At 70.2% G+C, this 23,377-nt stretch carries 23 protein-coding genes; 4 read left to right on the top strand and 19 right to left on the bottom strand.

Going from position 1 to position 23,377, the window contains the following annotated elements:
• Positions 1-70: 70 nt before the first annotated feature.
• Positions 71-1,636: a serine hydrolase gene (locus ACFV0Q_RS18950; RefSeq protein ID WP_385006713.1), complete on the top strand. Its 1,566-nt coding sequence runs from the start codon at positions 71-73 to the stop codon at positions 1,634-1,636.
• Positions 1,637-1,654: 18 nt separating this feature from the next.
• Positions 1,655-2,641 carry a pseudouridine synthase gene (locus ACFV0Q_RS18945; RefSeq protein ID WP_385006710.1) on the top strand — a complete coding sequence of 329 codons (987 nt, stop codon included), beginning with the start codon at positions 1,655-1,657 and terminating at the stop codon, positions 2,639-2,641.
• Here the strand turns inward: ACFV0Q_RS18945 and ACFV0Q_RS18940 are convergent.
• From ACFV0Q_RS18940 to ACFV0Q_RS18885, 12 genes are all read right to left on the bottom strand, one after another.
• Positions 2,568-3,281, bottom strand: coding sequence for a helix-turn-helix domain-containing protein (locus ACFV0Q_RS18940; RefSeq protein WP_385006708.1), 714 nt, complete (start codon positions 3,279-3,281; stop codon positions 2,568-2,570). The two genes, ACFV0Q_RS18945 and ACFV0Q_RS18940, sit on opposite strands and share 74 nt — an antisense overlap.
• 90 nt (positions 3,282-3,371) lie before the next feature.
• On the bottom strand, positions 3,372-6,224 hold the full coding sequence (locus ACFV0Q_RS18935; protein ID WP_385006706.1) for a DEAD/DEAH box helicase: 2,853 nt from the start codon (positions 6,222-6,224) through the stop codon (positions 3,372-3,374).
• Between the two features lie 107 nt (positions 6,225-6,331).
• Positions 6,332-7,294, bottom strand: a complete 963-nt coding sequence (gene tatC / locus ACFV0Q_RS18930; protein WP_385006704.1) for a twin-arginine translocase subunit TatC — start codon at positions 7,292-7,294, stop codon at positions 6,332-6,334.
• 55 nt (positions 7,295-7,349) lie between these two features.
• Positions 7,350-7,646: a Sec-independent protein translocase subunit TatA gene (tatA, locus tag ACFV0Q_RS18925; protein ID WP_385006702.1), complete on the bottom strand. Its 297-nt coding sequence runs from the start codon at positions 7,644-7,646 to the stop codon at positions 7,350-7,352.
• A 218-nt stretch (positions 7,647-7,864) separates the two neighbouring features.
• Positions 7,865-8,065: a hypothetical protein gene (locus ACFV0Q_RS18920; RefSeq protein WP_385006700.1), complete on the bottom strand. Its 201-nt coding sequence runs from the start codon at positions 8,063-8,065 to the stop codon at positions 7,865-7,867.
• 23 nt (positions 8,066-8,088) lie between these two features.
• Positions 8,089-8,334 carry a hypothetical protein gene (locus tag ACFV0Q_RS18915; protein ID WP_385006698.1) on the bottom strand — a complete coding sequence of 82 codons (246 nt, stop codon included), beginning with the start codon at positions 8,332-8,334 and terminating at the stop codon, positions 8,089-8,091.
• Between the two features lie 13 nt (positions 8,335-8,347).
• Positions 8,348-9,316, bottom strand: a complete 969-nt coding sequence (locus ACFV0Q_RS18910) for a helix-turn-helix transcriptional regulator (RefSeq protein WP_385006697.1) — start codon at positions 9,314-9,316, stop codon at positions 8,348-8,350.
• 46 nt (positions 9,317-9,362) lie between these two features.
• Positions 9,363-10,319: a helix-turn-helix transcriptional regulator gene (locus ACFV0Q_RS18905; protein ID WP_385006695.1), complete on the bottom strand. Its 957-nt coding sequence runs from the start codon at positions 10,317-10,319 to the stop codon at positions 9,363-9,365.
• Positions 10,320-10,442: 123 nt separating this feature from the next.
• Entirely contained in the window at positions 10,443-10,835 is a 393-nt protein-coding gene (locus tag ACFV0Q_RS18900) for an FKBP-type peptidyl-prolyl cis-trans isomerase (RefSeq protein WP_385006693.1), read from the bottom strand.
• Between the two features lie 28 nt (positions 10,836-10,863).
• Complete coding sequence (locus ACFV0Q_RS18895) at positions 10,864-11,871, bottom strand: FKBP-type peptidyl-prolyl cis-trans isomerase (protein ID WP_385006691.1); 1,008 nt, start codon at positions 11,869-11,871, stop codon at positions 10,864-10,866.
• A gap of 129 nt (positions 11,872-12,000) precedes the next feature.
• A complete protein-coding gene (gene pafA / locus ACFV0Q_RS18890; RefSeq protein ID WP_266578121.1) occupies positions 12,001-13,362 on the bottom strand; it encodes a Pup--protein ligase in 1,362 nt (453 codons plus the stop codon).
• 58 nt (positions 13,363-13,420) lie between these two features.
• Complete coding sequence (locus tag ACFV0Q_RS18885; RefSeq protein WP_385006689.1) at positions 13,421-14,659, bottom strand: MFS transporter; 1,239 nt, start codon at positions 14,657-14,659, stop codon at positions 13,421-13,423.
• Between the two features lie 136 nt (positions 14,660-14,795).
• Between ACFV0Q_RS18885 and ACFV0Q_RS18880 the strand changes: the two genes are divergently transcribed.
• Positions 14,796-15,794, top strand: a complete 999-nt coding sequence (locus ACFV0Q_RS18880; protein ID WP_385006687.1) for a LacI family DNA-binding transcriptional regulator — start codon at positions 14,796-14,798, stop codon at positions 15,792-15,794.
• A gap of 59 nt (positions 15,795-15,853) precedes the next feature.
• Here the strand turns inward: ACFV0Q_RS18880 and prcA are convergent, their stop codons facing one another.
• The 6 genes from prcA to arc form a co-directional block, all read right to left on the bottom strand.
• A complete protein-coding gene (gene prcA, locus ACFV0Q_RS18875) occupies positions 15,854-16,618 on the bottom strand; it encodes a proteasome subunit alpha (RefSeq protein WP_030722831.1) in 765 nt (254 codons plus the stop codon).
• A 46-nt stretch (positions 16,619-16,664) separates the two neighbouring features.
• Complete coding sequence (gene prcB, locus ACFV0Q_RS18870; protein WP_385006685.1) at positions 16,665-17,504, bottom strand: proteasome subunit beta; 840 nt, start codon at positions 17,502-17,504, stop codon at positions 16,665-16,667.
• Positions 17,456-18,055: an endonuclease VII domain-containing protein gene (locus ACFV0Q_RS18865; protein ID WP_385006683.1), complete on the bottom strand. Its 600-nt coding sequence runs from the start codon at positions 18,053-18,055 to the stop codon at positions 17,456-17,458. The genes prcB and ACFV0Q_RS18865 overlap by 49 nt, the downstream gene beginning before the upstream one ends.
• Before the next feature lie 36 nt (positions 18,056-18,091).
• The gene (locus tag ACFV0Q_RS18860) at positions 18,092-18,304 is read right to left on the bottom strand and encodes a ubiquitin-like protein Pup (RefSeq protein WP_030233608.1); all 213 of its coding nucleotides are present in this window, start codon (positions 18,302-18,304) and stop codon (positions 18,092-18,094) included.
• A gap of 174 nt (positions 18,305-18,478) precedes the next feature.
• Positions 18,479-19,990 carry a depupylase/deamidase Dop gene (gene dop, locus ACFV0Q_RS18855; protein ID WP_385006681.1) on the bottom strand — a complete coding sequence of 504 codons (1,512 nt, stop codon included), beginning with the start codon at positions 19,988-19,990 and terminating at the stop codon, positions 18,479-18,481.
• 250 nt (positions 19,991-20,240) lie between these two features.
• Positions 20,241-22,007, bottom strand: a complete 1,767-nt coding sequence (gene arc / locus ACFV0Q_RS18850; RefSeq protein WP_385006679.1) for a proteasome ATPase — start codon at positions 22,005-22,007, stop codon at positions 20,241-20,243.
• Between the two features lie 264 nt (positions 22,008-22,271).
• On the opposite strand from arc, the gene ACFV0Q_RS18845 reads away from it, so the two are divergent.
• On the top strand, positions 22,272-22,592 hold the full coding sequence (locus ACFV0Q_RS18845) for a ferredoxin (RefSeq protein ID WP_385006677.1): 321 nt from the start codon (positions 22,272-22,274) through the stop codon (positions 22,590-22,592).
• Positions 22,593-22,596: 4 nt separating this feature from the next.
• Here the strand turns inward: ACFV0Q_RS18845 and ACFV0Q_RS18840 are convergent, their stop codons facing one another.
• A complete protein-coding gene (locus ACFV0Q_RS18840) occupies positions 22,597-23,217 on the bottom strand; it encodes a hypothetical protein (protein ID WP_385006675.1) in 621 nt (206 codons plus the stop codon).
• Between the last annotated feature and the right edge of the window lie 160 nt (positions 23,218-23,377).

Here is a 23,377-nt window from a genome sequence, read left to right as displayed (position 1 = left end):
GGGCAGCGCCCCCGGCAACGGCGCCGCACCCGAACAGGCGAGGCCACCCGCCCGGCGGGACAATGTGCCCATGCGTACGCTCCGCGCCACGGCACTCACCGGAGCCGCGTTCCTCCTCGCCACGGCGGCAACGGCAACGGCGACGACCACGGCCCCCGCGAGCGCGGCCACCCCACCGCCACCCCCGAAACCCCTCCTCACCGACGCCGCCGTCACCAAGGCCGTAGCCCGCCTCGACGCCACCATCGCCGACGGCATGCACCGCACCGGCGTCCCCGGCCTCTCCGTCGCCGTGGTCCACCACGACAAGGTGGTCTACCTCAAGGGCTTCGGACTGCGCCGCACCGGCGAAGCCGCCACCGTCGACCCCGACACCGTCTTCCAGCTGGCCTCCCTCTCGAAGCCGGTCTCCTCCACCGTCGTCGCCGGCACCCTCACCGACCCCGACGCCTGGGACCAACCCCTCGGCGCCACCCTCCCCGGGTTCGCCCTCAAGGACCCCTGGGTCACCGGACACGTCTCCACCGCCGACCTGTTCTCGCACCGCAGCGGCCTCCCCGACCACGCCGGGGACCTCCTCGAAGACCTCGGCTACGACCAGCCGTACATCCTCGGCCACCTCCGCCTCGAACCCCTCACCCCGTTCCGCGCGAGCTACGCGTACACCAACTTCGGCCTCACCGCCGCCGCCGAGGCCACCGCCCGCGCCCACGGCGTCAGCTGGCAGAAGCTGAACGAGGACACCCTCTTCAAGCCCGCCGGGATGACCCGCACCAGCACCGAGTTCGCCGCCTACGCCCACGCCGCGGACCGCGCGTACGGCCACGTCAAGAACCCCGACGGCACCTGGAGCCCCCGCTTCGTGCGCGACGCCGACGCCCAGGCCCCGGCCGGCGGGGTCAGCTCCACGGCCCGCGACATGTCCCGCTGGCTGCGCCTCCAGCTCGCCGACGGCACCCTCGACGGGAAGCGGATCATCCCCGCCGACACCCTCACCCGCACCCGCCTCCCCGAGATCGTCGCCCAGGCCGAGACCCCCCAGGGCACCCCGCAGTTCTACGGTCTCGGCTGGAACGTCGGCTACGACGCCGCCGGCCGGCTCCGCCTCAGCCACTCCGGCGCCTTCGACCTCGGCGCCAACTCCAACGTCACCATGCTCCCCCTGGAGCGGCTCGGCATCGTCGTCCTGACCAACGGCGCCCCCGCCGGCCTCGCCGACGCCGTGGCCCTGGACTTCTTCGACACCGCCGAACACGGCGGGCCCACCACCGACTGGCTGGCCCTGACCGCCGCCCTCTACGCGAAGCACGACGACGCCGACCGCTCCCGCACCGACTACGCGCACCCGCCCGCCTCCGCGAAGCCCGCCCGCGACGACAGCGCGTACACCGGCACCTACGCGAACCCGTACTACGGCCCCCTCACCGTCACGGCCGCCCCCGACGGCAAGGGCCTGGTCCTCTCCCTCGGCCCGAAACCCCTCCGCTTCCCGCTCACCCACTACGACGGCGACACCTTCAGCTTCGTGACCACCGGCGAGAACGCCGTCGGCCGCACCGGGGTGACCTTCTCCGACGGCACGGTCCGCGTCGAGTACCTGGACGAGAACCACCTCGGCACCTTCACCCTGAAATAGCCCCCTACCCTGGTCCCGATGACCCGCAGATCCCACATCCCGCCCGCGCCGCTCCCCCAGATCGCCGGAATCGACCCGGTCCGCATGCGCCTGCCCCCCGACCCGGACGGCCGCTGGCGGCTCCTCGGCGACTACCTGACCGAGCGCTACGCCGGCACGCGCGGCGCCGAGTCCATGGCGCGGCTGCTCTCCACCGGCCGGGTGCTCGGCCCGGGCGGCCGGGTGCTGGGCCCGCGGGACCCGTACGAGCCGGGCGGCTGGCTCTGGTTCCACCGGGACATGCCGCCCGAGCCGCGCGTGCCCTTCCCGATCGGCGTCGTGTACCGCGACCGGCACCTGCTGGTGGTGGACAAGCCGCACTTCCTGGCGACCACCCCGCGCGGCAGCCACGTCACACAGACCGCCCTGGCCCGGCTGCGCGAGGAGCTGGACCTGCCCGCGCTCAGCCCGGCGCACCGGCTGGACCGGATGACGGCCGGACTGGTGATGTTCAGCGTCCGCCCCGAGGACCGCGGCGCGTACCAGCTGCTCTTCCAGGAGCGCCGGGTCCGCAAGGAGTACGAGGCCATCGCGCCCCACGACCCGGCGGTCGGGCTCCCCCGCGTGGTCCGCAGCCACATCGACAAGGTGCGCGGGGTGATGGCGGCGGTCGAGGACCCGGACGCGGAGCCCAACGCCGAGAGCCTGGTCGAGCTCACCGCGACCCGGGGCGCGCTGGGCCGCTACCGGCTGACCCCGCACACGGGCCGCACCCACCAGCTGCGGGTGCACATGAACGGTCTGGGGCTGCCCATCCTCGGCGATCCGGTCTACCCGGTGGTGGCCGACGCGGCCGATCCGGCGGACTACCGCCGTCCGCTCCAGCTGCTGGCCCGGACCCTGTCCTTCACCGACCCGGTCACCGGGCTGGTCCACCGTCTGGAGACGGGCCTCACCCTGCGGGCGTGGGACGACCCGGAAGGCTGGGAGCAGGGCCCGGCACTCCCGGAGCCGGGCTCCCGGTGATCCCCGCGATCCGCAGCGCGGCGTCCGCGGCGGCCTCGGCGAACGCGGCCACCGGCCGGCCCGGATCCGAGCGGTGGATCAGCATGACGCCCTCGATCAGGCCGAAGACCAGGTCGTTGCGGAGCGTCAGCCCGGCCCTGTCCCCGGCGAGTTCGGCGCCCACGGGGGTGGCGCGCAGCAACGCCCGGTAGGCGTCGCGCAGTTCCTCGCGCATCCGCCGGAACGGCAGGAAGCGCGGGCCCCGCAGTTCGGGCAGCAGGTAGAGGGCGCCCAGGTCGTACGGGCCCCCGCACAGCAGCAGTACGTCCGCGCGGCACAGCTCCCACAGCCGGCGGGCGGCGGGCCGGCCGGTGTCGGCGAGCAGTCTGCGGGACAGGGCCAGGGAGGGCCCGACCGTGGACTCCAGGAGTTCGGCGAGGAGTTCTTCCTTGCCGCCGAAGTAGTGGTACATCGTGGCCTGGCGCAGTCCGGCCCGTTCGGCCACCGCCCGTGTGGTGGTGGCCGCGTACCCCCGTACCGTGAAGAGCTCGGCCGCCGCGCAGAGGATCTCCTCGCGCGGCGGCCGGCCGCTCTGTGGTCTCAGCCGGTCGGCGCGTGGCCGACCGACCCGTCTCGGTCCTTCGTCCGTTCCACCGCTCATGCGCCGATCGTCGCACAGCACACGAAGAAACGATCATGGCAAGAGATGAGATCCGGCCATCCCGAGACTTAGAGGAAGACCCAAAAGGGCCTAGCCGACCGAGCTGTAGGCCACTACACCCCGAAGCAGGGCGTCCACGGCCTTGCGGGCATTTCGCGCCACCGTGCTCCCGCCCGCCGAGGAGGGCGGTGCCGAGGAGGCCGGAGCGGCCGCCGCGATCTGCCCGAGCACGTCGATGACCTGCTTGCACCAGCGCACGAAGTCACCGGCCGGCATCTCCGCCTCGCGCAGCACCTCGTCCAGGCTCTTGTCGGAAGCCCACTGGTACGCCGCCCACGCGAAGCCGAGGTCCGGCTCCCGCTGGCCCACGCCCTCCGCCTGGTTGATGCGGTGCTCCTCCTCCAGCGCGTCGAGCCGGCCCCAGATCCGCACCATCTCACCGAGCGCCGTCTTGGCCGCGCCGTTCGGCACCTTCGGCGGCGTCGCGTCGTCGGACTGACGGGCCTCGAAGACCAACGCCGAGACGCAGGCGGCGAGTTCGGCAGGGCTGAGCCCCTCCCAGACGCCCTCGCGCAGGCACTCCGACGCCAGCAGGTCGAGCTCCCCGTAGAGCCGGGCGAGCCGCTTGCCGTGCACGGTGACCTCGTCCTCGCGCAGGTAGTCCAGCTCGGTGAGCAGCGCGTGGATCCGGTCGAAGGTGCGGGCGATGGTGTTCGTCCGGCCCTCGATGCGCCGCTCCAGCTGCTGCGTGTCCCGCTTGAGCCGGTGGTAGCGCTCCGCCCAGCGCGCGTGGTCCTCGCGCTCGTCGCAGCCGTGGCAGGGGTGCGCCCGCAGCTCAGCGCGCAGCCGGGCGATCTCGCGGTCGTCGGCGGCCGCGGCCCGGCCGGGCCGGTGCCGTTCGGGCTGGATGTGCCCGGCCTTGGTGCGCAGCGCGGACGCCAGGTCCCTGCGGGACTGCGGCGAGCGGGGGTTGAAGGTCTTGGGGATCCGCATCCGGTCGATGGCCTCGACCGGCACCGGGAAGTCGATCGCGGCGAGCCGCTTGACCTGCCGCTCGGCGGTGAGCACCAGCGGGCGCGGGCCCTCGGCGTACTCCTGCCCGCGGTGCCCGTTGACCCGCCCGGCCGGCACGCCCGGGTCCAGGACCAGCGCGAGCCCGGCGAACTTGCCGGTCGGCACGTGGATGACGTCGCCCGCCTTGAGCTTCTCCAGCGAACCGGCCGCCTGCGCCCGGCGCTGCGCCGCGCCCTGCTTGGCCAGGTCGGTCTCGCGGTCCTTGAGGTCACGGCGCAGCCGCGCGTACTCCTCGAAGTCCCCGAGGTGGCAGGTCATGCCCTCCCGGTAGCCCTCCAGGCCCTCCTCGTTGCGCTGCACCTGCCGGGAGATCCCGACGACCGAGCGGTCGGCCTGGAACTGCGCGAAGGAGGTCTCCAGCAGCTCCCGCGAGCGGTGCCGCCCGAACTGGCTGACCAGGTTCACGGCCATGTTGTACGAGGGCTTGAAGCTGGAGCGCAGCGGATACGTACGGGTACCCGCGAGCCCGGCGAGCGCGACGGGGTCCATGCCGCGCTGCCAGAGCACCACCGCGTGGCCCTCGACGTCGATGCCGCGCCGCCCGGCCCGGCCGGTGAGCTGCGTGTACTCGCCGGGGGTGATGTCGGCGTGCTGCTCGCCGTTCCACTTGACCAGCTTCTCCAGGATGACCGTGCGCGCCGGCATGTTGATGCCGAGCGCGAGGGTCTCGGTGGCGAAGACGGCCTTGACGAGGCCGCGTACGAAGAGCTCCTCCACGACCTCCTTGAAGGTGGGCAGCATGCCCGCGTGGTGCGCGGCGATGCCCCGCTCCAGGCCTTCGAGCCACTCGTAGTAGCCCAGGACGTGCAGGTCCTCGGCCGGGATGGTGGCGGTCCGCTCCTCGACGATCTCGCGGACCTTCAGCCGGGCGGTGTCGTCGTTGAGCCGCAGGCCCGCGTACAGGCACTGCTGGACGGCGGCCTCGCAGCCGGCCCGGCTGAAGATGAAGTTGATCGCGGGGAGCAGGTTGTCGCTGTCCAGCCGCGCGATGACCTCGGGGCGGCCCGGCGTCCAGATCCGGTTGCGCGAGCGCCGCTCGCGCTCACGGTCCGCCTCGCGGACCATCTTGCCGCGCCGCCGGTCCTTGGGGCTGTACGTCCGGCTGTTCTCCTCGCGGGCCATGCGCAGCAGGTCGGGGTTGACCTCGCGGCGCGCGGAGCCGCGGCCGCCGTGGTCGGACTCCTCCTCGAAGAGGTCGTAGACCCGGCGGCCGGCCATGACGTGCTGCCACAGCGGGACGGGCCGCTCCTCGGAGACGATCACCTCGGTGTCGCCGCGCACGGTGTCGAGCCAGTCGCCGAACTCCTCGGCGTTGGACACGGTGGCGGACAGCGAGACCAGCGTCACCGACTCGGGGAGGTGGATGATCACTTCCTCCCAGACGGCTCCGCGGAACCGGTCGGAGAGGTAGTGGACCTCGTCCATCACCACGTAGCCCAGGCCCAGGAGCGAGCGGGAGCCCGCGTACAGCATGTTGCGGAGCACCTCGGTGGTCATCACGACCACCGGCGCCTCGGAATTGACGCTGTTGTCGCCGGTGAGCAGGCCCACCTTGTCGGCGCCGTAGCGCTTGACGAGGTCGGCGTACTTCTGGTTCGACAGGGCCTTGATGGGCGTCGTGTAGAAGCACTTCCGGCCCTGCTGGAGGGCCAGGTGCACGGCGAACTCGCCCACGATGGTCTTGCCCGAGCCGGTCGGGGCGGCCACCAGGACGCCCTTGCCGGCCTCCAGTGCCTTGCAGGCCTCGACCTGGTACGGGTCCAGGTCGAATTCGTACATCTCGCGGAAGGGGGCCAGGGCGGAGGCCTCTTCGGCGGCGCGGATCCGGGCAGCGGCGTACCGCTCGGCGGGTGAGAGTTCTTCGGTCATCTTGTTCTGGAGCCTACCCGCCACCCCTGACAACAGTCGCGATCATTTAAACGAGCGGCCGCGGGACCCGACGGCACCTCCCGGCCGTAGCCGGGAGGTGCCCCCCATCAGGTCGCGTCGTCGTAACCGTTGATCTGCCGACGGCCGCCGTCCGCCTGCTCGGGCAGCGTCGAGGGGGCCGGGACCTGCTCCATCGCACCGATCGGCGCGGGCGTCAGGTCCAGGTCCGAGGCCTCGTCGTCGTCGAGGCCTGCGTCGGGGTTGCCGCGCCTGCGGCGCCGGTCGTTGAGCTGGCAGACCCCGAGGGCGATGAAGTACAGCGCCACGATCGGGGAGGCCAGCGTCAGCATGGTCAGCGGATCGCCGGTGGGGGTCGCGAAGGCCGCGAAGATCGTGATGCCCAGGACCATGGCGCGCCACCAGCTCGCCAGCCGCTTGGCGGTCAGGACACCGGTGAAGTTCAGCAGCACCAGCATCAGCGGCAGCTCGAACGCCAGACCGAACACCACGACCATGCGCGTCACGAGGTCGAGGTAGTCGTCGACCGGCAGCAGGTTCTTGACGTGGTCGGGCGTGAAGCCGAGGAGGATCTCCGCCGTCTGCGGCAGGATCTTGTACGCGAGCACCGCGCCGGCGAGGAACAGGGGCGCGCCGACCGCGACGAAGCTCAGCGCGTACTTCTTCTCGTTCCTGTGCAGGCCGGGGGCGGCGAACGCCCACAGCTGGTACAGCCAGACCGGGGCGGAGAGCACGATGCCCGCCGACAGTCCGACCTTCAGCGCGATGGAGAAGGGCGCCGTCAGGCCGTTCGTCGTCATCTCGGCGCAGGGGGCACCGTTGCGCTGGTGCGTCGCCCCGTTGGTGCAGCCGACGGAGGAGAGCATCGGATCCAGCAGGAAGTCGATGATCGGCCGGAAGAAGTAGGCCGCGACGATGGTGACCACGACGATCGCCAGCACCGACTTCAGCAGGCGGTTTCTCAGCTCACGCAGGTGCTCGACCAGGGGCATGCGCCCTTCGGCGTCCTTGGCCCGGTCTTCTTTCCCCTGCTTGCGGGCAGACTTGAGCAACCCACGTCCCTTGTCTCGTTGCAGATGACTCGTGCGGCGGGCGAGCCGCCGGATGTCAGGCCTGGGTGGTGCGGTTCGGCTCGCTGACCGGGCGGGCGCTGGTGACGTCACCCGGAGCGGCCTGGATGGTACGCGGGGCGACGGGCTGGGCGGGGGCCTGGTCGGCCGGCGCGGCGGCCGCGGCGGCGTCCTCGGCCTCGCCGTCCTTCTTCATGGCCTTGGCCTCGCTCTTGAGGATCCGCGCGGACTTGCCCAGGGAGCGGGCCATCTCGGGGAGCTTCTTGGCGCCGAACAGCAGCACGATGACAGCGATGATCAGAAGGATCTCAAGGGGCTTCAGATTGCCGATCATGTGTGTCTTCCTTCTCACCGAAACGGCTGGTTGTGGTGGCCAGGCGGCCCCGGACGAAGATCCGGTACCGCTCTGACAAGGATCGTAACCCCCGAGGGTTAACGCCCGGCAATCCCCTGGGGTCCGCATGCTTGCTTACCGCACCGACGGTACGTGTCCGGCTCCACAGTTTCCATAAGCACGGTGCGCGCGGGACGAAGGACACAGCCCCGGCAGGCCTACGGGCGCATCCCGTGCCCCGCCCGGGCCAGGTCGGCCGCGGCCTTCTCCAGGTCCCCGGACGCCTCGGTGATCCGGCGGCTGGCCAGGGCCACCTGCCCGGACAGCCGCCGCACCTCCAGGAAGACCCGCAGGGCCAGGACGGCGAGGACGGCGACCCCGAGGAACCCCAGGGCAATAGCGAGCATCGGCCACAGCATGGGACGAGCCTAGCGCCCCCGCTTCACACGCTGCGCAGGGTGCTCACTCCCCCGCCGGTCAGCAGCTCCACGATCCGCTCACCGGCCGGTTTGCGGACCTGGGCCGCGCACGCGGGACAGGTGAAGGAGTAGAAGGTGGTCCGCTTGCTGCCGCCGATCGCCAGGCGCAGCGCGTCGGCCGTGAGCTCGAAACGGGCCCGGCACTCGGGGCAGGCCGCCTTGAAGGTGACCGGCACCCGCCCGGATGCCGGTCCGGATGATGGCGACATCGCTCCCGCCCCCCTAGACCTGTTCCCCGTATCCCGCGAGTGCTTCTGCGGCCGCCTTCCGGGCACTGTCCGCCAGCTCCGGAGGCGACACGATCCGCCCGTCCCGGCCCAGGCGCAGCGCCAGGCGGCGCAGCGACGCCGGGTCGGGGCTGCGCAGCGTGATCCGCAAGCCCCCGTCGGGCCGCTCGTCGGCGCTGTCGTGCGGGTAGTACTCGGCGACCCAGCGTCCGCCGGGCCCGACCTCGACCACCACCTCCGGGTCCTCGGCGGCCGGCTGCACCAGCCCCTCGGACAGGTCGCGGGGCTCGATCGCGGGCGGCTCGGACCGCTCGTCGAGCAGCCGGATCTCGGCCACCCGGTCGAGCCGGAAGGTGCGCCGCGCCTCCGAGAGGTGGCACCACCCCTCCATGTACGTGTGGCCGACCGCGAACAGCCGGATCGGGTCGACGGTGCGCTCGGTCAGCTCGTCGCGGGCGGGCGAGTAGTAGCGCAGCCACACCCGCCGCCGCTCCGCGATGGCCCGGTCGACGTCCGCGAAGACCCCGCCCTCGGACTCGAAGGTCACCGACAGCCGGGAGCTGGCCCCGGCGGCCTCGCCCGCGGACGCCTCCAGCTTGGCGGTGGCCCGCAGCAGCGCGTCCCGGTCGCTCTCCCGCAGCCCCGGCAGGGTCGCCACCGCGCGGGCGGCGACCAGCAGGGCGGTGGCCTCGTCGGCCGCCAGGCGCAGCGGCTCGGCGGTGGACTCCCCCGAGGCGTCGGGATTGCGCCACCAGATGCGCTCCCCGTCGGTGTCGATGTCGAGCAGGTCCCCGCCGCGGAAGCTGGTCCCGCACATGGGGAGCACGTCGAGGTCCGAGATCAGCTCGTCCTCGGTGATCCCGAAGGCGCGGGCGACGTCGGCGACGTGCGCGCCCGGGCGCTCGCGCAGGTAGGTCACCAGGGACAGCATCCGGCGGGTCTGGTCGATGGCGTTGGCAGCCATGCTGGTACGTCTCCCCCTCAGGGCGTTGCTACGGATGGTGCGGGTCTCAGCCCCGGGCGACGGCGCGCAGCCGGTCCACCACGTCGGCCCGCAGATCGGCGGGCTCCACCACGACGACGTCCGGGCCGAACTCCACGAGCCAGGCGTCGAGCCCGTGCCCGTACGGGATCTCCAGCTCGTCCCACCCGTCGGCGCCCTCGCGCACCGCGGTGGCCTTGGCCCGCAGCGGGTACCCGGCGCCGGCCCGCAGCCGGATCAGCGCGGAGCGCTCGGCGCCCTCTCCGGCCCAGCTGGCGACGGTCTCCCGTACGGTCACCACGTCGGGCACCTCGGCGGTGTACTTCGCGGCCCGCGAGCGGACCTTGCCGGTGATCCGGGAGAGCCGGAACACGCGCTCCGCCCCGCGGTCGCGGTCGTACCCGGCCAGGTACCAGTGGCCGCGCCAGCATTCCAGCGCCCACGGCTCGACCTGACGGGGCTCGGGCCGGGCGGCATTGGACTTGCGGTAGTCGAAGACCACCGGCCGCCGGTCCCGGCAGGCCAGCATCAACGGCTCGAACGCCGCCTCGTGGACCGGGATGCGCGGCTCGATCGCACTGTGCTGGCCCTCGTACGGATCACCGGCCTCCGGCATCCCGCCGGCCCGCAGCTTCTGCAGGGCGCCACTGGCCGCACCGGCCAGCCGCGCCTGCTGCCACACCTTCGCCGCCAGCCCCAGGGCCGCGGCCTCCTCGGCGTCCAGGGAAACGGGCGGCAGCCGGTTGCTGTCCCGCCGGGCCAGGTAGCCGGTGTCCCCCTCCAGGTTCTCCACCGTCTCGATCACCAGGCCGAGTTCGCGCAGGTCGTCCTTGTCGCGCTCGAACATCCGGTTGAAGGATTCGTCGTTCCCGGCTTCCAGGTACGCCTCGATGGAACCGCGCAGCTCGCGCTTGCTGAGGGGACGTCGGGTCCCCAGCAGACACAGCGCCAGATTCATCAACCGCTCGGCCTTGGCAATCGCCATCGACGCCGTTCCCCCGCTCCTCGACACACACTCGTGACCGTTGACCGTACCGCCCCGGCGGTCCCCGGCAAAAGCGAGGGCCCCCGCCTCACGGCGGGGGCCCTCGCGGTGGCTGCCGGTGAATCAGGCGGCCATCAGGTCACAGACGAAGATCAGCGTCTCGCCCGGGGCGATCGCACCGCCCGCGCCACGGTCACCGTAGGCGAGGTGGGCCGGGATCGTCAGCTTGCGACGGCCGCCGACCTTCATGCCCGCGATGCCCAGGTCCCAGCCCGCGATGACGCGGCCGGCGCCGAGCGGGAACTGCAGCGCGGAGCCGCGGTTCCACGAAGCGTCGAACTCCTCGCCGGTGGAGAAGGCCACGCCCACGTAGTGGACGGAGACCATGGCACCGGCCTTGGCCTCGGCGCCGTCGCCCTTCCAGATGTCCTCGATGACGAGGTCGGTCGGAACCGGGCCCTCGGGGAAGTCGATCTCGGGCTTCTCGAGCTTCTGGCTCACGGAACTGCTCCTCATACGTACGAACCGGTCAACCGGAACAGTTTTACACTGCTCCGACGATGTCCACGACGAAGACCAGCGTCGAGTTGGCCGGCAGGTCCTCACCCTTGGCCTGATCCTTGTACGCCTGCTCCGGCGGGATCACCAGCAGCACGCGGCTGCCGACCTTCTTGCCCACCAGGCCCTTGTCCCAGCCCTCGATGACCTGGCCCTGACCGATCACGGTCGAGAACGGAGCCCCGGTCTTCCAGGACGTGTCGAACAGCTTCGCCGCGTCCTTGCCCTGGTTCGGCGCCCACGCCGCACCGCTGTACTGCATGTACACGGTCTGGCCGGACTTGACCTCCGGACCCTTGCCCTCGATCAGGACCTTGTCGACCAGCTCCTTCGGAGGGTCGTTCTTCGGGACCGTGATCGTCGCGGCCTCGTCCTTGTCCGCCTTCACCTGCGGCAGCTCCGACGGGATCGGCGCCTGCGTCCCCTCGACCTTCTTCGGCATCACCGAGTCCAGGTCCAGCACGAACACCAGGTTGTCGGCCGGACCGACCCCCAGCTGCGGCTGCCCCTGCGCACCGAACGCCGCCGCCGGCGGAGCCACGACCAGCACGCGGCTGCCGACCTTCTTGCCCAGCACCGAGTCACTGAACAGCGGCAGGATCTGCTGCGAACCCGCCGGCACGACCAGCGGCTGGCCGTCCTTGTCGTAGGACCCCTGGAGGTCCTTGCCGCTCTTCCAGACCTTGCCCGTGTACTTGGTCAGGACGAGGTCGTCCTTCTTGATCTCCGGGCCGGTGCCCTCCGTGACCGTGTGCACCACGAACTTGCCGCTCGGCTCGCCCTTGGGGACGGTGATCTCCGCCTTCTTCCCCGCCTCACCCGCGACCGTGGGCATCGGGTTCGCGGCATCCACCGGCTTCGGAACGTCCGCGGGCTTCGAGGCGTCGGCAGACGGAGAGGCGGAGTCCTTCTTCCCGGAGTCGTCGCCCCCTCCGCAGGCCGCGGTGAGCATCAGAGCCGGCACGATGAGCGCGGCAGCAAGTCGGCGTCGCACAATGGTCCTCAGGGTCGCTGGAATGGTCCGTCCTAGCGGCCCACTCTACGGGCTGACCCCTCCGCGACAAGGCGGTGGCGTGCGAAGACCCCGTGCGCGCACGCGCACGGGGCCTCCTGCCACCCGGCCTCACATACCGGCGATGAGCTTCTCCACCCGGTCGTCCACCGACCGGAACGGGTCCTTGCACAGCACGGTCCGCTGCGCCTGGTCGTTGAGCTTCAGGTGCACCCAGTCGACGGTGAAGTCCCTGCGCTGCTCCTGCGCCCGGCGGATGAAGTCGCCGCGCAGCCTGGCCCGGGTCGTCTGCGGGGGCACCGACTTGCCCTCGAAGATCTTCAGGTCGTTGCAGACCCGCGCCGCCTGCCCCTTGCGTTCCAGCAGGTAGTACAGCCCGCGCCGACGGTGGATGTCGTGGTACGCGAGGTCTATCTGGGCGACCCGCGGGTTGGACATCGTCATGTTGTGCTTGGCCCGGTAGCGCTCGATCAGCTGGTACTTCATGACCCAGTCGATCTCGGTACCGATCCGGTCCAGGTCCTCCGCCTCGACCGCGTCGAGGGTCCGGCCCCACAGCTCCAGGACCTGCTCGACGATCCCGGTGCGGATGCCCCGGCGCTCGGCGAAGTCCAGGGCCTTCTCGTAGTACTCGCGCTGGATCTCCAGGGCGGAGGCCTCGCGACCGCTGGCGAGGCGCACCTTGCGCTGACCGGTGATGTCGTGGCTGACCTCGCGGATCGCCCGGATCGGGTTCTCCAGCGTCAGGTCCCGCATCACCGTGCCCGCCTCGATCATGCGCAGCACCAGGTCGGTGGCGCCGACCTTGAGCAGCATGGTCGTCTCGGACATGTTGGAGTCCCCGACGATCACGTGGAGGCGCCGGTAGCGCTCGGCGTCGGCGTGGGGCTCGTCGCGGGTGTTGATGATCGGCCGGGAACGGGTGGTCGCGGAACTGACGCCCTCCCAGATGTGCTCCGCCCGCTGGCTGACGCAGTAGACCGCGCCCCGGGGGGTCTGGAGCACCTTGCCCGCGCCGCAGATCAGCTGGCGCGTGACGAGGAAGGGAATCAGGATGTCCGCCAGGCGGGAGAATTCTCCGTGCCGCGCCACGAGGTAGTTCTCGTGACAGCCGTACGAATTGCCCGCCGAGTCGGTGTTGTTCTTGAAGAGGTAGACGTCGCCCGCGATTCCCTCCTCGTGCAGGCGTCGTTCTGCGTCGACGAGCAGGCCCTCGAGAATGCGCTCGCCTGCCTTGTCGTGGGTGACCAGTTCGATCAGGTTGTCGCATTCGGGAGTTGCATATTCCGGATGCGATCCCACGTCGAGGTACAGGCGGGCGCCGTTCCGCAGGAAGACATTGCTGCTGCGGCCCCATGACACAACACGGCGGAAGAGGTAGCGCGCCACTTCGTCAGGAGACAGTCGGCGCTGTCCCCTGAACGTGCACGTGACGCCGTACTCGTTCTCCAGCCCGAAAATGCGGCGGTCCATGACTGAACATTACGCCTTCTGCCCTCTTCTGAAACCGGGTTCGAGAGCGGCGTTCCGATCAGTTTTTGACGAACGGCTCCACGACGGCCCCCTCGGAGCCCGCCACGGACCGCCTGCGACCCGCACTGGCCAGGGCCCGCTGAGTGACCATCAGGACCAGCAGCGCCGCAGCACCGGCACCCGACGCCACCGCGAAACCGGACGGCGTACCACCCGTCTCCACGGCCGGACCGGCCGCCGCCGTACCGATGGCGGCACCCACCCCGAAGAAGGTCACCAGCCACGAGAAGGCCTCCGTCACCGTGCCCGCCGGAGCGTGCCGGTCCACCACGATGAACGCACACGCGAGCGACGGCGCCAGGAACACGCCCGCCAGCGCCGACAACGCCGTCATCCCCACCGGCCCCACCGACAGCATCAGCGGCAGGTAACACACGGCCAGCAGCGCCACCAGCAGCCGCAGCCGCCGCTCCGGCGCACCCGCCCACTGCCGCGCCCCGTACGTCACACCGCCGACCAGCGCACCCAGCCCCAGCGCCGCCATCATCCAGCCGTACACCGCCGTACCACCGTGATCGTCGGAGTACGCGACCGCCGCCACCGTGATGGAACCCAGCGCCATGCCCACGAAGAAGAACGAACCCAGCAGCGCCAGCAGCCCGCGCGAACGCAGCGCCCCCAGCCAGTGCGCCTCACGCGGCGCGGAACGCCACGTACGCGAGGGCTCGGACACCACCACCGACAGCGCGCCCAGCACCCCGATGACGTTCAGGGCGACCAGCGCCACGGCCGGGGACCACAGCGCGACGAACACCGTCACCAGCAGCGGCCCGGCGGTGAACATCACCTCCTGCGCCACCGCGTCCATCGCGTACGCGGCGTGCACCCGCTCCTCCTTGCCACCGAGCACGCTCGGCCACAAGGCCCGCAGACCACCCTCCAGCGGCGGCGTGAACAGCCCCGCCACCACCATCGCCGCGTAGGCGACGGGGGCCGACCCGATCCCGGCGAAGGCCAGCCAGACCATGCCCAGCGCCGACAGCACCGAGGCCGGCAGCTGCACCCGGGGCTGCCCGTACAGGTCTACCGCCCGGCCCAGCAGCGGCTGGCCGACGGCGTTGGCCACCCCGTACGCGGCCGCGAGCGCCCCCGCCAGGCTGTAGCTGCCACCCTCGGCCCGGACGAACATCACGACCGCGATCGACGCGACGCCGTTCGGCAGCCGGCCTATGAGCGTGCCCACCAGCAGCCTCGCGGCGTGCCGGGTTTTGAGCAGCTCCGCGTATCCCGCGGCCATGTCCGCCCCCTTCTGCCCGGACCCTGCCGGAGTAATACGTATAACTTGACCCGTCATACGTACCATGGCCGCAGACCCCGGGTCCACCCCGCGACCCCCGCACACCCCGCCCCACCTCGCACTTCAGGAGCCCCCTGTGACGAGACCCACCAGCCGTGACGTCGCGACGGCCGCCGGAGTCTCCCAGGCCACCGTCTCCCTCGTCCTCGGCGACAAATGGCGCGGCCGCGTCTCCGAACGCACCGCCGCCACCGTCCGCGAAGCCGCCACCGAACTCGGCTACCGCCCCAACCTCGCCGCCCGCAACCTCCGCCTCGGCAGCACCCGCACCGCCCTCCTCGTCGTCCCCGCCCTCACCAACGAATTCTTCGCCCGCGTCTACACCGGAGCCGCCCGCGTCGCCGCCGAACACGGCTTCGGCGTCGTCCTCTACCCCTCCCCCGACGGCACCGGACCCGCCCGCGACCCCTTCGCCTCCGCCCGCGCCGCCCTCGACGGAGTCATCGCCTCCTCCATGGCAGCCGACGCCCTCACCGACATCGGCGGCGACGACCTCCCCCTCGTCATGCTCGACAGCGACCCCACCTCCGGCGCCGCCGCCGCCCACGTCAACCTCGCCATGGCCGACGGCGTCCGCCAAGTCGTCACCCACCTCCTCGGCCTCGGCCACCGCCGCTTCCTCCACCTCGCCTCGGCCGTCGACACCTGGACCTTCGACGTCCGCGCCGAAGCCCTCACCGCCCGCCTGGGCCCCCACGCCGAGCTGCGCACCGTACGGGCCGCCCTCAGCGTCGACGCCGCCCGCACGGCCATGGAGACGGCCCTGGCCACCCCCCACGACCGCCCCACCGCCATCGTCTGCGACGACGACATCCTCGCCGCCGGCGCCTGCAAGGCCGCCCGCCGCCTCGGCCTGCGCGTCCCCGAGGACCTCTCCGTCACCGGCTTCGACGACCTGGCCCTCGCCACCGCCGTCGAACCCGAACTCACCACCGTCCGCCTCCCCGCCGAACGCGTCGGCGAACAGGGCATGACCGCCCTCCTGGCCGTCCTCGAAGGCACCCCCTGGACCCCCGCCGACATCCCCGTCGAACTCGTCGTCCGCGACTCCACCGGCCCCGCCCCCACCCCCTGAACGCACCAGGGCCCCGGCCCGCCGCGAACGGCAGACCGGGGCCCCACACTCCGCACGCCCTACTCGGCGTCGTCCTCCGGCGCCTCGTCGTTCGACACGGCATCCGCCTGCGCCGCCGCCGGAACGTCCGCCTCCAGCAGCCGCGACAGCTGCCGGCCCCGGATCCGCTTGAACTTGCGCTGCTGCGCCCGCGTCCGGTCCAGCACCGCCACCTCCAGCCGCTCCGCCGGAATCGTCTTGTCGGCACCGTTGGCCTGACTGGACAGCGCCTGCACCGCCAGCTTCAGCGCCTCGGACAGGGTCATCCCGTCCTGGTGCCGCTGGTCCAGGAAGGTACTGATCTGCTCGGCGTTCCCGCCGACCGCGACCGAACCGTGCTCGTCCACGATCGACCCGTCGTGCGGCAGCCGGTAGATCTGGTCACCGGCGGCGGTCGCACCCACCTCGGCGACGACCAGCTCCACCTCGTACGGCTTCTCACCGGCACTCGAAAAGATCGTGCCGAGCGTCTGCGCGTACACATTCGCCAGCCCACGGGCCGTCACATCATCACGGTCGTAGGTGTATCCACGCAGATCCGCGTACCGCACACCGCCGATCCGCAGGTTCTCGTACTCGTTGTACTTGCCGGCGGCCGCGAAGCCGATCCGGTCGTAGATCTCGCTGAACTTGTGCAGCGCGCGGGACGGGTTCTCACCGACGAACACGATGCCGTCGGCGTACTGCAGCACGACAAGGCTGCGACCGCGGGCGATGCCCTTCCGGGCGTATTCCGCCCGGTCGGCCATGGCCTGCTGGGGTGACACATAGAACGGAGTCGACACCGGCTGTCCGTCCCTTTCTTCTGGGCTCCTACGGGGCGACGGATGGTCAGAGCAGGGCGGCGCGCGGGCCGTCGGGCTGCTCCAGCCGACGGTTGGTGACCGTACGGGCCAGTTCCTGCGACTGGTCGTCGGTCAGCCTGCGGAACCCCTCGTCCGTGATGACGGTGACGATCGGGTAGATGTGGCGGTAGAGGTCCGGCCCACCGGTCGCCGAGTCGTCGTCGGCGGCGTCGTACAGCGCCTGCACGACCAGCGTGGTGGCCTGCTCCTCCGTCAGGTCCGGGCGGTACAACTTCTTCATGGAGCCCCGGGCGAAGATCGAACCGGAACCGGTGGCGGCGTAGCCGTGCTCCTCGGAGCGGCCGCCGGTCACGTCGTACGAGAAGATCCGGCCCTTCTCCTTGGCCTCGTCGTACCCCGCGAACAGCGGCACGACCGCCAGCCCCTGCATGGCCATGCCCAGATTGCTCCGGATCATGGTCGAGAGCCGGTTGGCCTTGCCTTCAAGGCTCAGGGTCGCCCCCTCCACCTTCTCGAAGTGCTCCAGCTCCAGCTGGAACAGCTTCACCATCTCCACGGCCAGACCGGCCGTACCGGCGATGCCCACCGCGGAGTACTCGTCGGCCGGGAACACCTTCTCGATGTCCCGCTGCGCGATCATGTTCCCCATGGTCGCCCGCCGGTCACCGGCGAGCACGACCCCGCCGGGGAAGGTGGCGGCCACGATGGTCGTCCCGTGCGGCGCCTCGACGACACCCTCGGGCAGCCTCCGGTTGCCCGGCAGCATCTCCGGCTGGTGCGCGCCCAGGAAGTCCATGAAGGACGACGACCCCGGCGTCAGGAAGGCTGCCGGTAGACGCCCTGTGCTACGAGTGTTGGGTTCCACAGGTTTCCTTCCACGTAAGCGGCTGCACGCCGTATGACGTCCGGCCGATCCTTGAACTGCCCCAAGGCTGCGTTGCAGCTGAAGCACAGTACGCCTCGGACCTTACCCGTCTGATGATCGTGATCAACATGCTCCGCCGGAGCAGCCCCGCAGATCACGCAGACCCCGCCTTGAGCCTCGATCATCGCGTCACGCTCGGCCTCGGTGATGCCGTATGAGCGCTTCAAGTGGCCTGCCCGACCTTGGATGGCCCGGCACGCCTTGCACCTAGTGGACAGGCCGTCAGATGCCGAAGCGTTCTTGTGCCACTCACTGTGCGGCTTGACCTCACCGCACTGTCGACAGAGTTTGTGGCCCTGCGGCACATCCACTTTCTCCTTGACGACCTTGCCTCTTGCGGCCTGACGGCGCCGGTAGTGCAGGGCTCCGTACTCCGCCACGCACTCCCGACACCTCGGCTGAAGGCCGTCCCCACGATTCCGATCCGAGGCGAATCCGCTCAGCGGCACGTCCCGGCTACAGCCGCGACACCACTTGGTTCCATTGGACATGGCCCCATGCTGGCGAGTTCACCTTGGATTCGAAGGCTATTCGCCGCCTTTTTGTACGAAACTCCGAACGAAATCCTCGGCATTTTCCTCGAGTACATCGTCAATCTCGTCAAGTACGGAGTCGACGTCGTCGGAGAGCTTTTCCTGGCGCTCCTTGAGGTCGGTCGATTCTTCGACCGCCGCCTCCTCGACCTCCTCGGTCGAGCGCGTCGCCTTCTGCTGTCCGCCGCCGGTGTCCTTGGTCGCCATGTCTACCTCACCCCGCTCGGTTCGCACGCTCACGCAGAGAGACCCCGGGATTCGGGACCTCTCAAGATCAGACCGTACGTCGGACCCTACAAGGAGGGTCCGACATTCGTCCCCGCACTTTCATAACGTGCGGGCATTCTCATGATTCCCGTACCGGAGGCCTTTCAGCCGCCCTCACTGCCCCGAAAGCACCCGCACCAGGTCCTCGGCCGTGCGGCACCGGTCCAGGAGCTCCTTGACGTGGTTGCGGGTGCCCCGGAGGGGTTCCAGGGTCGGGACGCGCTGCAGGGAGTCGCGGCCCGGGAGGTCGAAGATCACTGAATCCCAGGAGGCCGCCGCCACGTCGTCCGCGTACTGCTCCAGACAGCGGCCGCGGAAGTACGCCCGGGTGTCCTCCGGCGGCTTGCTCTCCGCCCGCTCGACCGCCGGCTCCTCCAGGAGCCGCTGCATCTTCCCGCGGGCGACCAGCCGGTTGTACAGCCCCTTCTCGGGCCGTACGTCCGAGTACTGGAGGTCCACCAGGTGCAGCCGCGCCGCGTCCCAGCCCAGTCCGTCGCGCCTGCGGTAGCCCTCCAGGATCTCCCGCTTCGCGATCCAGTCGAGCTCCCCCGACAGGCTCATCGGGTCGGTCTCGAGCCGGCCCAGCACGTCCTCCCACCGAGTGAGGACATCCTTGGTCTGCTCGTCCGCCTCGGACCCGAAACGCTCGTCCACGTACTTCCTGGCCAGCTCGAAGTACTCCATCTGGAGTTGTACGGCGGTCAGCGTGCGCCCGCTGCGCAGCGTGATCAGGTGCTGGAGGTCCGGGTCGTGCGAGACCTGGTGCAGGGTGCGCACCGGCTGGTCCACGGCCAGGTCGACGTTGATGAACCCGTCCTCGATCATGGACAGGACCAGCGCGGTCGTGCCGAGCTTGAGGTACGTGGAGATCTCGGAGAGGTTCGCGTCGCCGATGATCACGTGCAGGCGGCGGTACTTCTCGGCGTCCGAGTGCGGCTCGTCCCGGGTGTTGATGATCGGCCGCTTGAGGGTGGTCTCCAGTCCCACCTCGACCTCGAAGTAGTCCGCGCGCTGGCTGATCTGGAAGCCGTGCTCGCGCCCGTCCTGCCCGATGCCGACGCGGCCGGCGCCGGTGACGACCTGGCGGGAGACGAAGAAGGGGGTCAGGTGGCGCACGATCTCCGAGAAGGGGGTCTCCCGCTTCATCAGGTAGTTCTCGTGCGTGCCGTAGGAGGCGCCCTTGTTGTCGGTGTTGTTCTTGTAGAGGTGGATCGGCTGGGCCCCGGGCAGCTGGGCGGCCCGCTCGGCGGCTTCGGCCATGATCCGTTCGCCGGCCTTGTCCCAGAGCACGGCGTCGAGCGGATTGGTGATCTCCGGCGAGCTGTACTCGGGGTGCGCGTGGTCGACGTAGAGCCGCGCGCCGTTGGTGAGGATGACGTTGGCGAGGCCGATGTCCTCGTCGGTGAGCTGGCTGTTGTCGGCGGCCTCGCGGGCGAGGTCGAAGCCGCGGGCGTCCCGCAGCGGATTCTCCTCCTCGAAGTCCCAGCGGGCGCGTCGCGCCCGGTGCATCGCCGCCGCGTAGGCGTTGACGATCTGGGACGAGGTGAGCATGGCATTGGCGTTCGGGTGCCCCGGAACGGAGATCCCGTACTCCGTTTCGATCCCCATTACGCGCCGTACGGTCATGCGGCCCTCCTTGCCCGGCGGCGCTCCCGTTCGGGAGCGGCGCTCAAGTACCGCTTGTTCTCCGGTGGGTCATGTGCGGTGTCCGTCCCCGCACTGCGGAGGAGGCGGTACGGAAGAGCCTAGAACCACTCCGCGCTGGTGGGGAGATCATTTCAGTCATTGCCTTTGTCCGTCACCGGCTGAAAAAGGCGGGCGGTAAAGCAGTCGGCTGCGGGTGCCCGGTGAGGGCATCCGCAGCCGCCCCGCTTCGTTACAGGTACTGACCGGTATTCGCCACCGTGTCGATGGAGCGTCCGGTGTCCGCGCCCTGCTTTCCGGTGACGAGCGTGCGGATGAATACGATCCGCTCGCCCTTCTTTCCGGAGATGCGGGCCCAGTCGTCCGGGTTGGTGGTGTTCGGCAGGTCCTCGTTCTCCTTGAACTCGTCCACGCATGCCTGGAGGAGGTGGGAGACCCGCAGACCCTTCTGGTTGTGCTCGAGGAAGGCCTTGATCGCCATCTTCTTCGCACGGTCCACGATGTTCTGGATCATCGCGCCCGAGTTGAAGTCCTTGAAGTACAGGACTTCCTTGTCGCCGTTGGCGTACGTGACCTCGAGGAAGCGGTTTTCCTCGGTTTCGGCGTACATCTGCTCGACGACGGTCTGGATCATGCTGTGGACGGTCTCGTCCGTGGATCCCTGGTGTTCGGACAGGTCGTCCGTGTGCAGGGGCAGCGAGGCCTTGAGGTACTTCGCGAAGATGTCCTTCGCGGCCTCGGCGCCGGGGCGCTCGATCTTGATCTTCACGTCGAGACGGCCGGGGCGCAGGATGGCCGGGTCGATCATGTCCTCGCGGTTGGAGGCGCCGATGACGATGACGTTCTCCAGGCCTTCCACGCCGTCGATCTCGGCGAGCAGCTGGGGGACGATGGTGTTCTCCACGTCCGAGCTGACTCCGGATCCGCGGGTGCGGAAGAGGGATTCCATCTCGTCGAAGAAGACGATGACGGGGGTGCCCTCGCTCGCCTTCTCCCGGGCACGCTGGAAGACGAGGCGGATGTGCCGCTCGGTCTCGCCGACGTACTTGTTGAGGAGTTCGGGGCCCTTGATGTTCAGGAAGTAGGACTTCCCGGCGGGCTGGCCGGTCACCTCGGCGACCTTCTTGGCAAGGGAGTTGGCGACGGCCTTGGCGATGAGCGTCTTGCCGCAGCCGGGCGGGCCGTAGAGCAGGATGCCCTTCGGGGGCCGCAGTTCGTGTTCCTTGAAGAGGTCGGGGTAGAGGTACGGGAGCTCGACCGCGTCGCGGATCAGCTCGATCTGGTCGCCCAGGCCGCCGATCTTGTCGTAGTCGATGTCGGGGACCTCTTCGAGGACGAGGTCCTCGACCTCGCTCTTGGGGACGATCTCGTAGACGTAGCCGGAGCGGGGTTCGAGCAGCAGGGCGTCGCCGGGGCGGATGGTGATGTCCAGGAGCGGCTCGGCGAGCCTCACCACCCTTTCCTCGTCGGTGTGCCCGACCACCAGGGCCCGCTCGCCGTCCTCGAGGATCTCCTTGAGGGTGACGATGTCCCCGGCGCGCTCGAACTCCATGGCCTCGACCACGTTGAGCGCTTCGTTGAGCATGACCTCCTGGCCGCGCCGGAGGTCTTCCGGGTCGACGCTGGGGCTCACGTTCACGCGGAGCTTGCGGCCGCCGGTGAAGATGTCGACGGTGCCGTCCTCGTTCGCCTGAAGGAAGACACCGAAGCCGGCCGGCGGCTGTGCGAGCCGGTCGACCTCTTCCTTGAGGGCCACGATCTGGTCGCGGGCCTCACGGAGGGTGTTCGCCAGTCGTTCGTTCTGCGCGGAGACGCCTGCCAGATTCGTCTGGAGCTCGACGATCCGCTCTTCGAGAATCCTCGTGTGACGCGGAGAGTCGGCGAGCTTGCGTCGCAGGACGGCGATTTCCTGCTCGAGATAGGCAACCTGGCCGGCGGGGTCCTCAGACCCTCGCCCGGGCCGGATGCCGCGGTTGATGTCGTCGTCGTGGGCTGCCACGGTCCTCACCTCCTCCAAGGGGAGCTGGACGCTTCCTGACCCTACCTGGGCTGGTGGTGATTGAAACCCCTAGATCACAAAGACGGTAGAGGTGTGTCCGATCTTCACCCTTGCGTACTCCCTCACGCCAAGGAAATACCCACCCTTCAACATCGGAAAGCAGCCGGTTGTAAGGTCGAACTGTTCAACACCCGTCAGGGCTCGCGCGACTTGCCGCGAGTTGTGTCCGGGACGGATCACTCAGCGCAGGAAACGGCAGGAGATATGACCGTGCAGCAGGAGGCCCCGACGGGTGGCGCCGGCGAGGCCGGAGAGCCGCTCGAGGTCTGGATCGACCAGGACCTCTGCACCGGGGACGGCATCTGCGTGCAGTACGCCCCGGAGGTGTTCGAGCTGGACATCGACGGTCTGGCGTATGTGAAGAGCCCCGAGGACGAGCTCCTGCAGGACGCGGGGGCGAGCACTCCGGTTCCGCTGACGCTGCTCCGGGACGTGGTCGATTCGGCGAAGGAATGTCCGGGTGACTGCATTCACGTAAGGCGCGTTTCGGACAGGGTCGAGGTATACGGCCCGGACGCCGAGTGACGCTTCAAACACGTGTGGCGGCCGAGTCCGTCAGCTCCTGGCGGAATTTCCCGCCGGTCCAGCGCCACTTGGCGAGCTGTTTCACGTCGGGGCTGTAGCGGGGGACCGAGGGCGAGGAGTAGCCGAGGAGGCGTGCGGTGACGGTTCCGTCGCTCACCGTGAGCTCGGTGGCGGTCTGTCGCCGGGCGGTGTCGAGCAGGGTGGCCACGACGCGGGGAACGGCGCCGGGCTCCTTGTCCTGGGTCAGTACGTAGATCGCGTGGGGCGGGGTCCCGGATCCCGCGTCGCAGCGCACGGCCGCCACCGTCTCGGGGCGGCCGTCGCCGTCGAGGTCGCCCTCGGCGGTGTCCGTGACGGTGTGTGCGGCGCCCTTGCAGTCGAGCGGGTACGTGGCCGCGTGCGCGTCGGGGGCGGTGGCCCGCGGGCCGCTCGCGGCGGCGGGTCCGGCGGTGAGTTCGGTGGCTCCGGTGGCCCGGTCGGGCTGGAGCAGGCCCGCGCCGGCTATGACGGCGGCCATGGCCGAGGCCGTGGCGACCCAGTGGACGGGCCTGGCCAGGCGGTGCGCCAGGGGGTCCAGTGCCAGGGGGGCCAGTGCCAGGTCCGGCTCCGTGGGGCTGTGCAGCACGCGGGGTGTCTCCTGTGCGAAGGGTGACGGGGAGCCAGCATCGTGCCACACCTCACACCGGGGTGGAACGGGTGGGTCCGCACCGGTCGTCCCGCACGACGCCGGTCCCTTGCAACGCTGGGCCCTTACAACGACAAAGCGCTGTGGCGCAGTTCCCGGG

This window comes from Streptomyces sp. NPDC059564 (genome assembly GCF_042735575.1).
Taxonomy (GTDB): domain Bacteria; phylum Actinomycetota; class Actinomycetes; order Streptomycetales; family Streptomycetaceae; genus Streptomyces.
This window is presented reverse-complemented; position numbering and strand designations above follow the sequence as displayed.

Excerpts from the sequence above, each read along its gene's own strand:
- ACFV0Q_RS18950 (WP_385006713.1), top strand. The coding sequence starts at position 71 with ATGCGTACGCTCCGCGCCACGGCACTCACCGGAGCCGCGTTCCTCCTC.
- ACFV0Q_RS18945 (WP_385006710.1), top strand. The coding sequence starts at position 1,655 with ATGACCCGCAGATCCCACATCCCGCCCGCGCCGCTCCCCCAGATCGCC.
- ACFV0Q_RS18940 (WP_385006708.1), bottom strand. The coding sequence starts at position 3,281 with ATGAGCGGTGGAACGGACGAAGGACCGAGACGGGTCGGTCGGCCACGC.
- ACFV0Q_RS18935 (WP_385006706.1), bottom strand. The coding sequence starts at position 6,224 with ATGACCGAAGAACTCTCACCCGCCGAGCGGTACGCCGCTGCCCGGATC.
- tatA (WP_385006702.1), bottom strand. The coding sequence starts at position 7,646 with ATGATCGGCAATCTGAAGCCCCTTGAGATCCTTCTGATCATCGCTGTC.
- ACFV0Q_RS18920 (WP_385006700.1), bottom strand. The coding sequence starts at position 8,065 with ATGCTGTGGCCGATGCTCGCTATTGCCCTGGGGTTCCTCGGGGTCGCC.
- ACFV0Q_RS18915 (WP_385006698.1), bottom strand. The coding sequence starts at position 8,334 with ATGTCGCCATCATCCGGACCGGCATCCGGGCGGGTGCCGGTCACCTTC.
- ACFV0Q_RS18910 (WP_385006697.1), bottom strand. The coding sequence starts at position 9,316 with ATGGCTGCCAACGCCATCGACCAGACCCGCCGGATGCTGTCCCTGGTG.
- ACFV0Q_RS18905 (WP_385006695.1), bottom strand. The coding sequence starts at position 10,319 with ATGGCGATTGCCAAGGCCGAGCGGTTGATGAATCTGGCGCTGTGTCTG.
- ACFV0Q_RS18900 (WP_385006693.1), bottom strand. The coding sequence starts at position 10,835 with ATGAGGAGCAGTTCCGTGAGCCAGAAGCTCGAGAAGCCCGAGATCGAC.
- pafA (WP_266578121.1), bottom strand. The coding sequence starts at position 13,362 with ATGGACCGCCGCATTTTCGGGCTGGAGAACGAGTACGGCGTCACGTGC.
- ACFV0Q_RS18885 (WP_385006689.1), bottom strand. The coding sequence starts at position 14,659 with ATGGCCGCGGGATACGCGGAGCTGCTCAAAACCCGGCACGCCGCGAGG.
- ACFV0Q_RS18865 (WP_385006683.1), bottom strand. The coding sequence starts at position 18,055 with ATGTCCAATGGAACCAAGTGGTGTCGCGGCTGTAGCCGGGACGTGCCG.
- ACFV0Q_RS18860 (WP_030233608.1), bottom strand. The coding sequence starts at position 18,304 with ATGGCGACCAAGGACACCGGCGGCGGACAGCAGAAGGCGACGCGCTCG.
- dop (WP_385006681.1), bottom strand. The coding sequence starts at position 19,990 with ATGACCGTACGGCGCGTAATGGGGATCGAAACGGAGTACGGGATCTCC.
- ACFV0Q_RS18845 (WP_385006677.1), top strand. The coding sequence starts at position 22,272 with ATGACCGTGCAGCAGGAGGCCCCGACGGGTGGCGCCGGCGAGGCCGGA.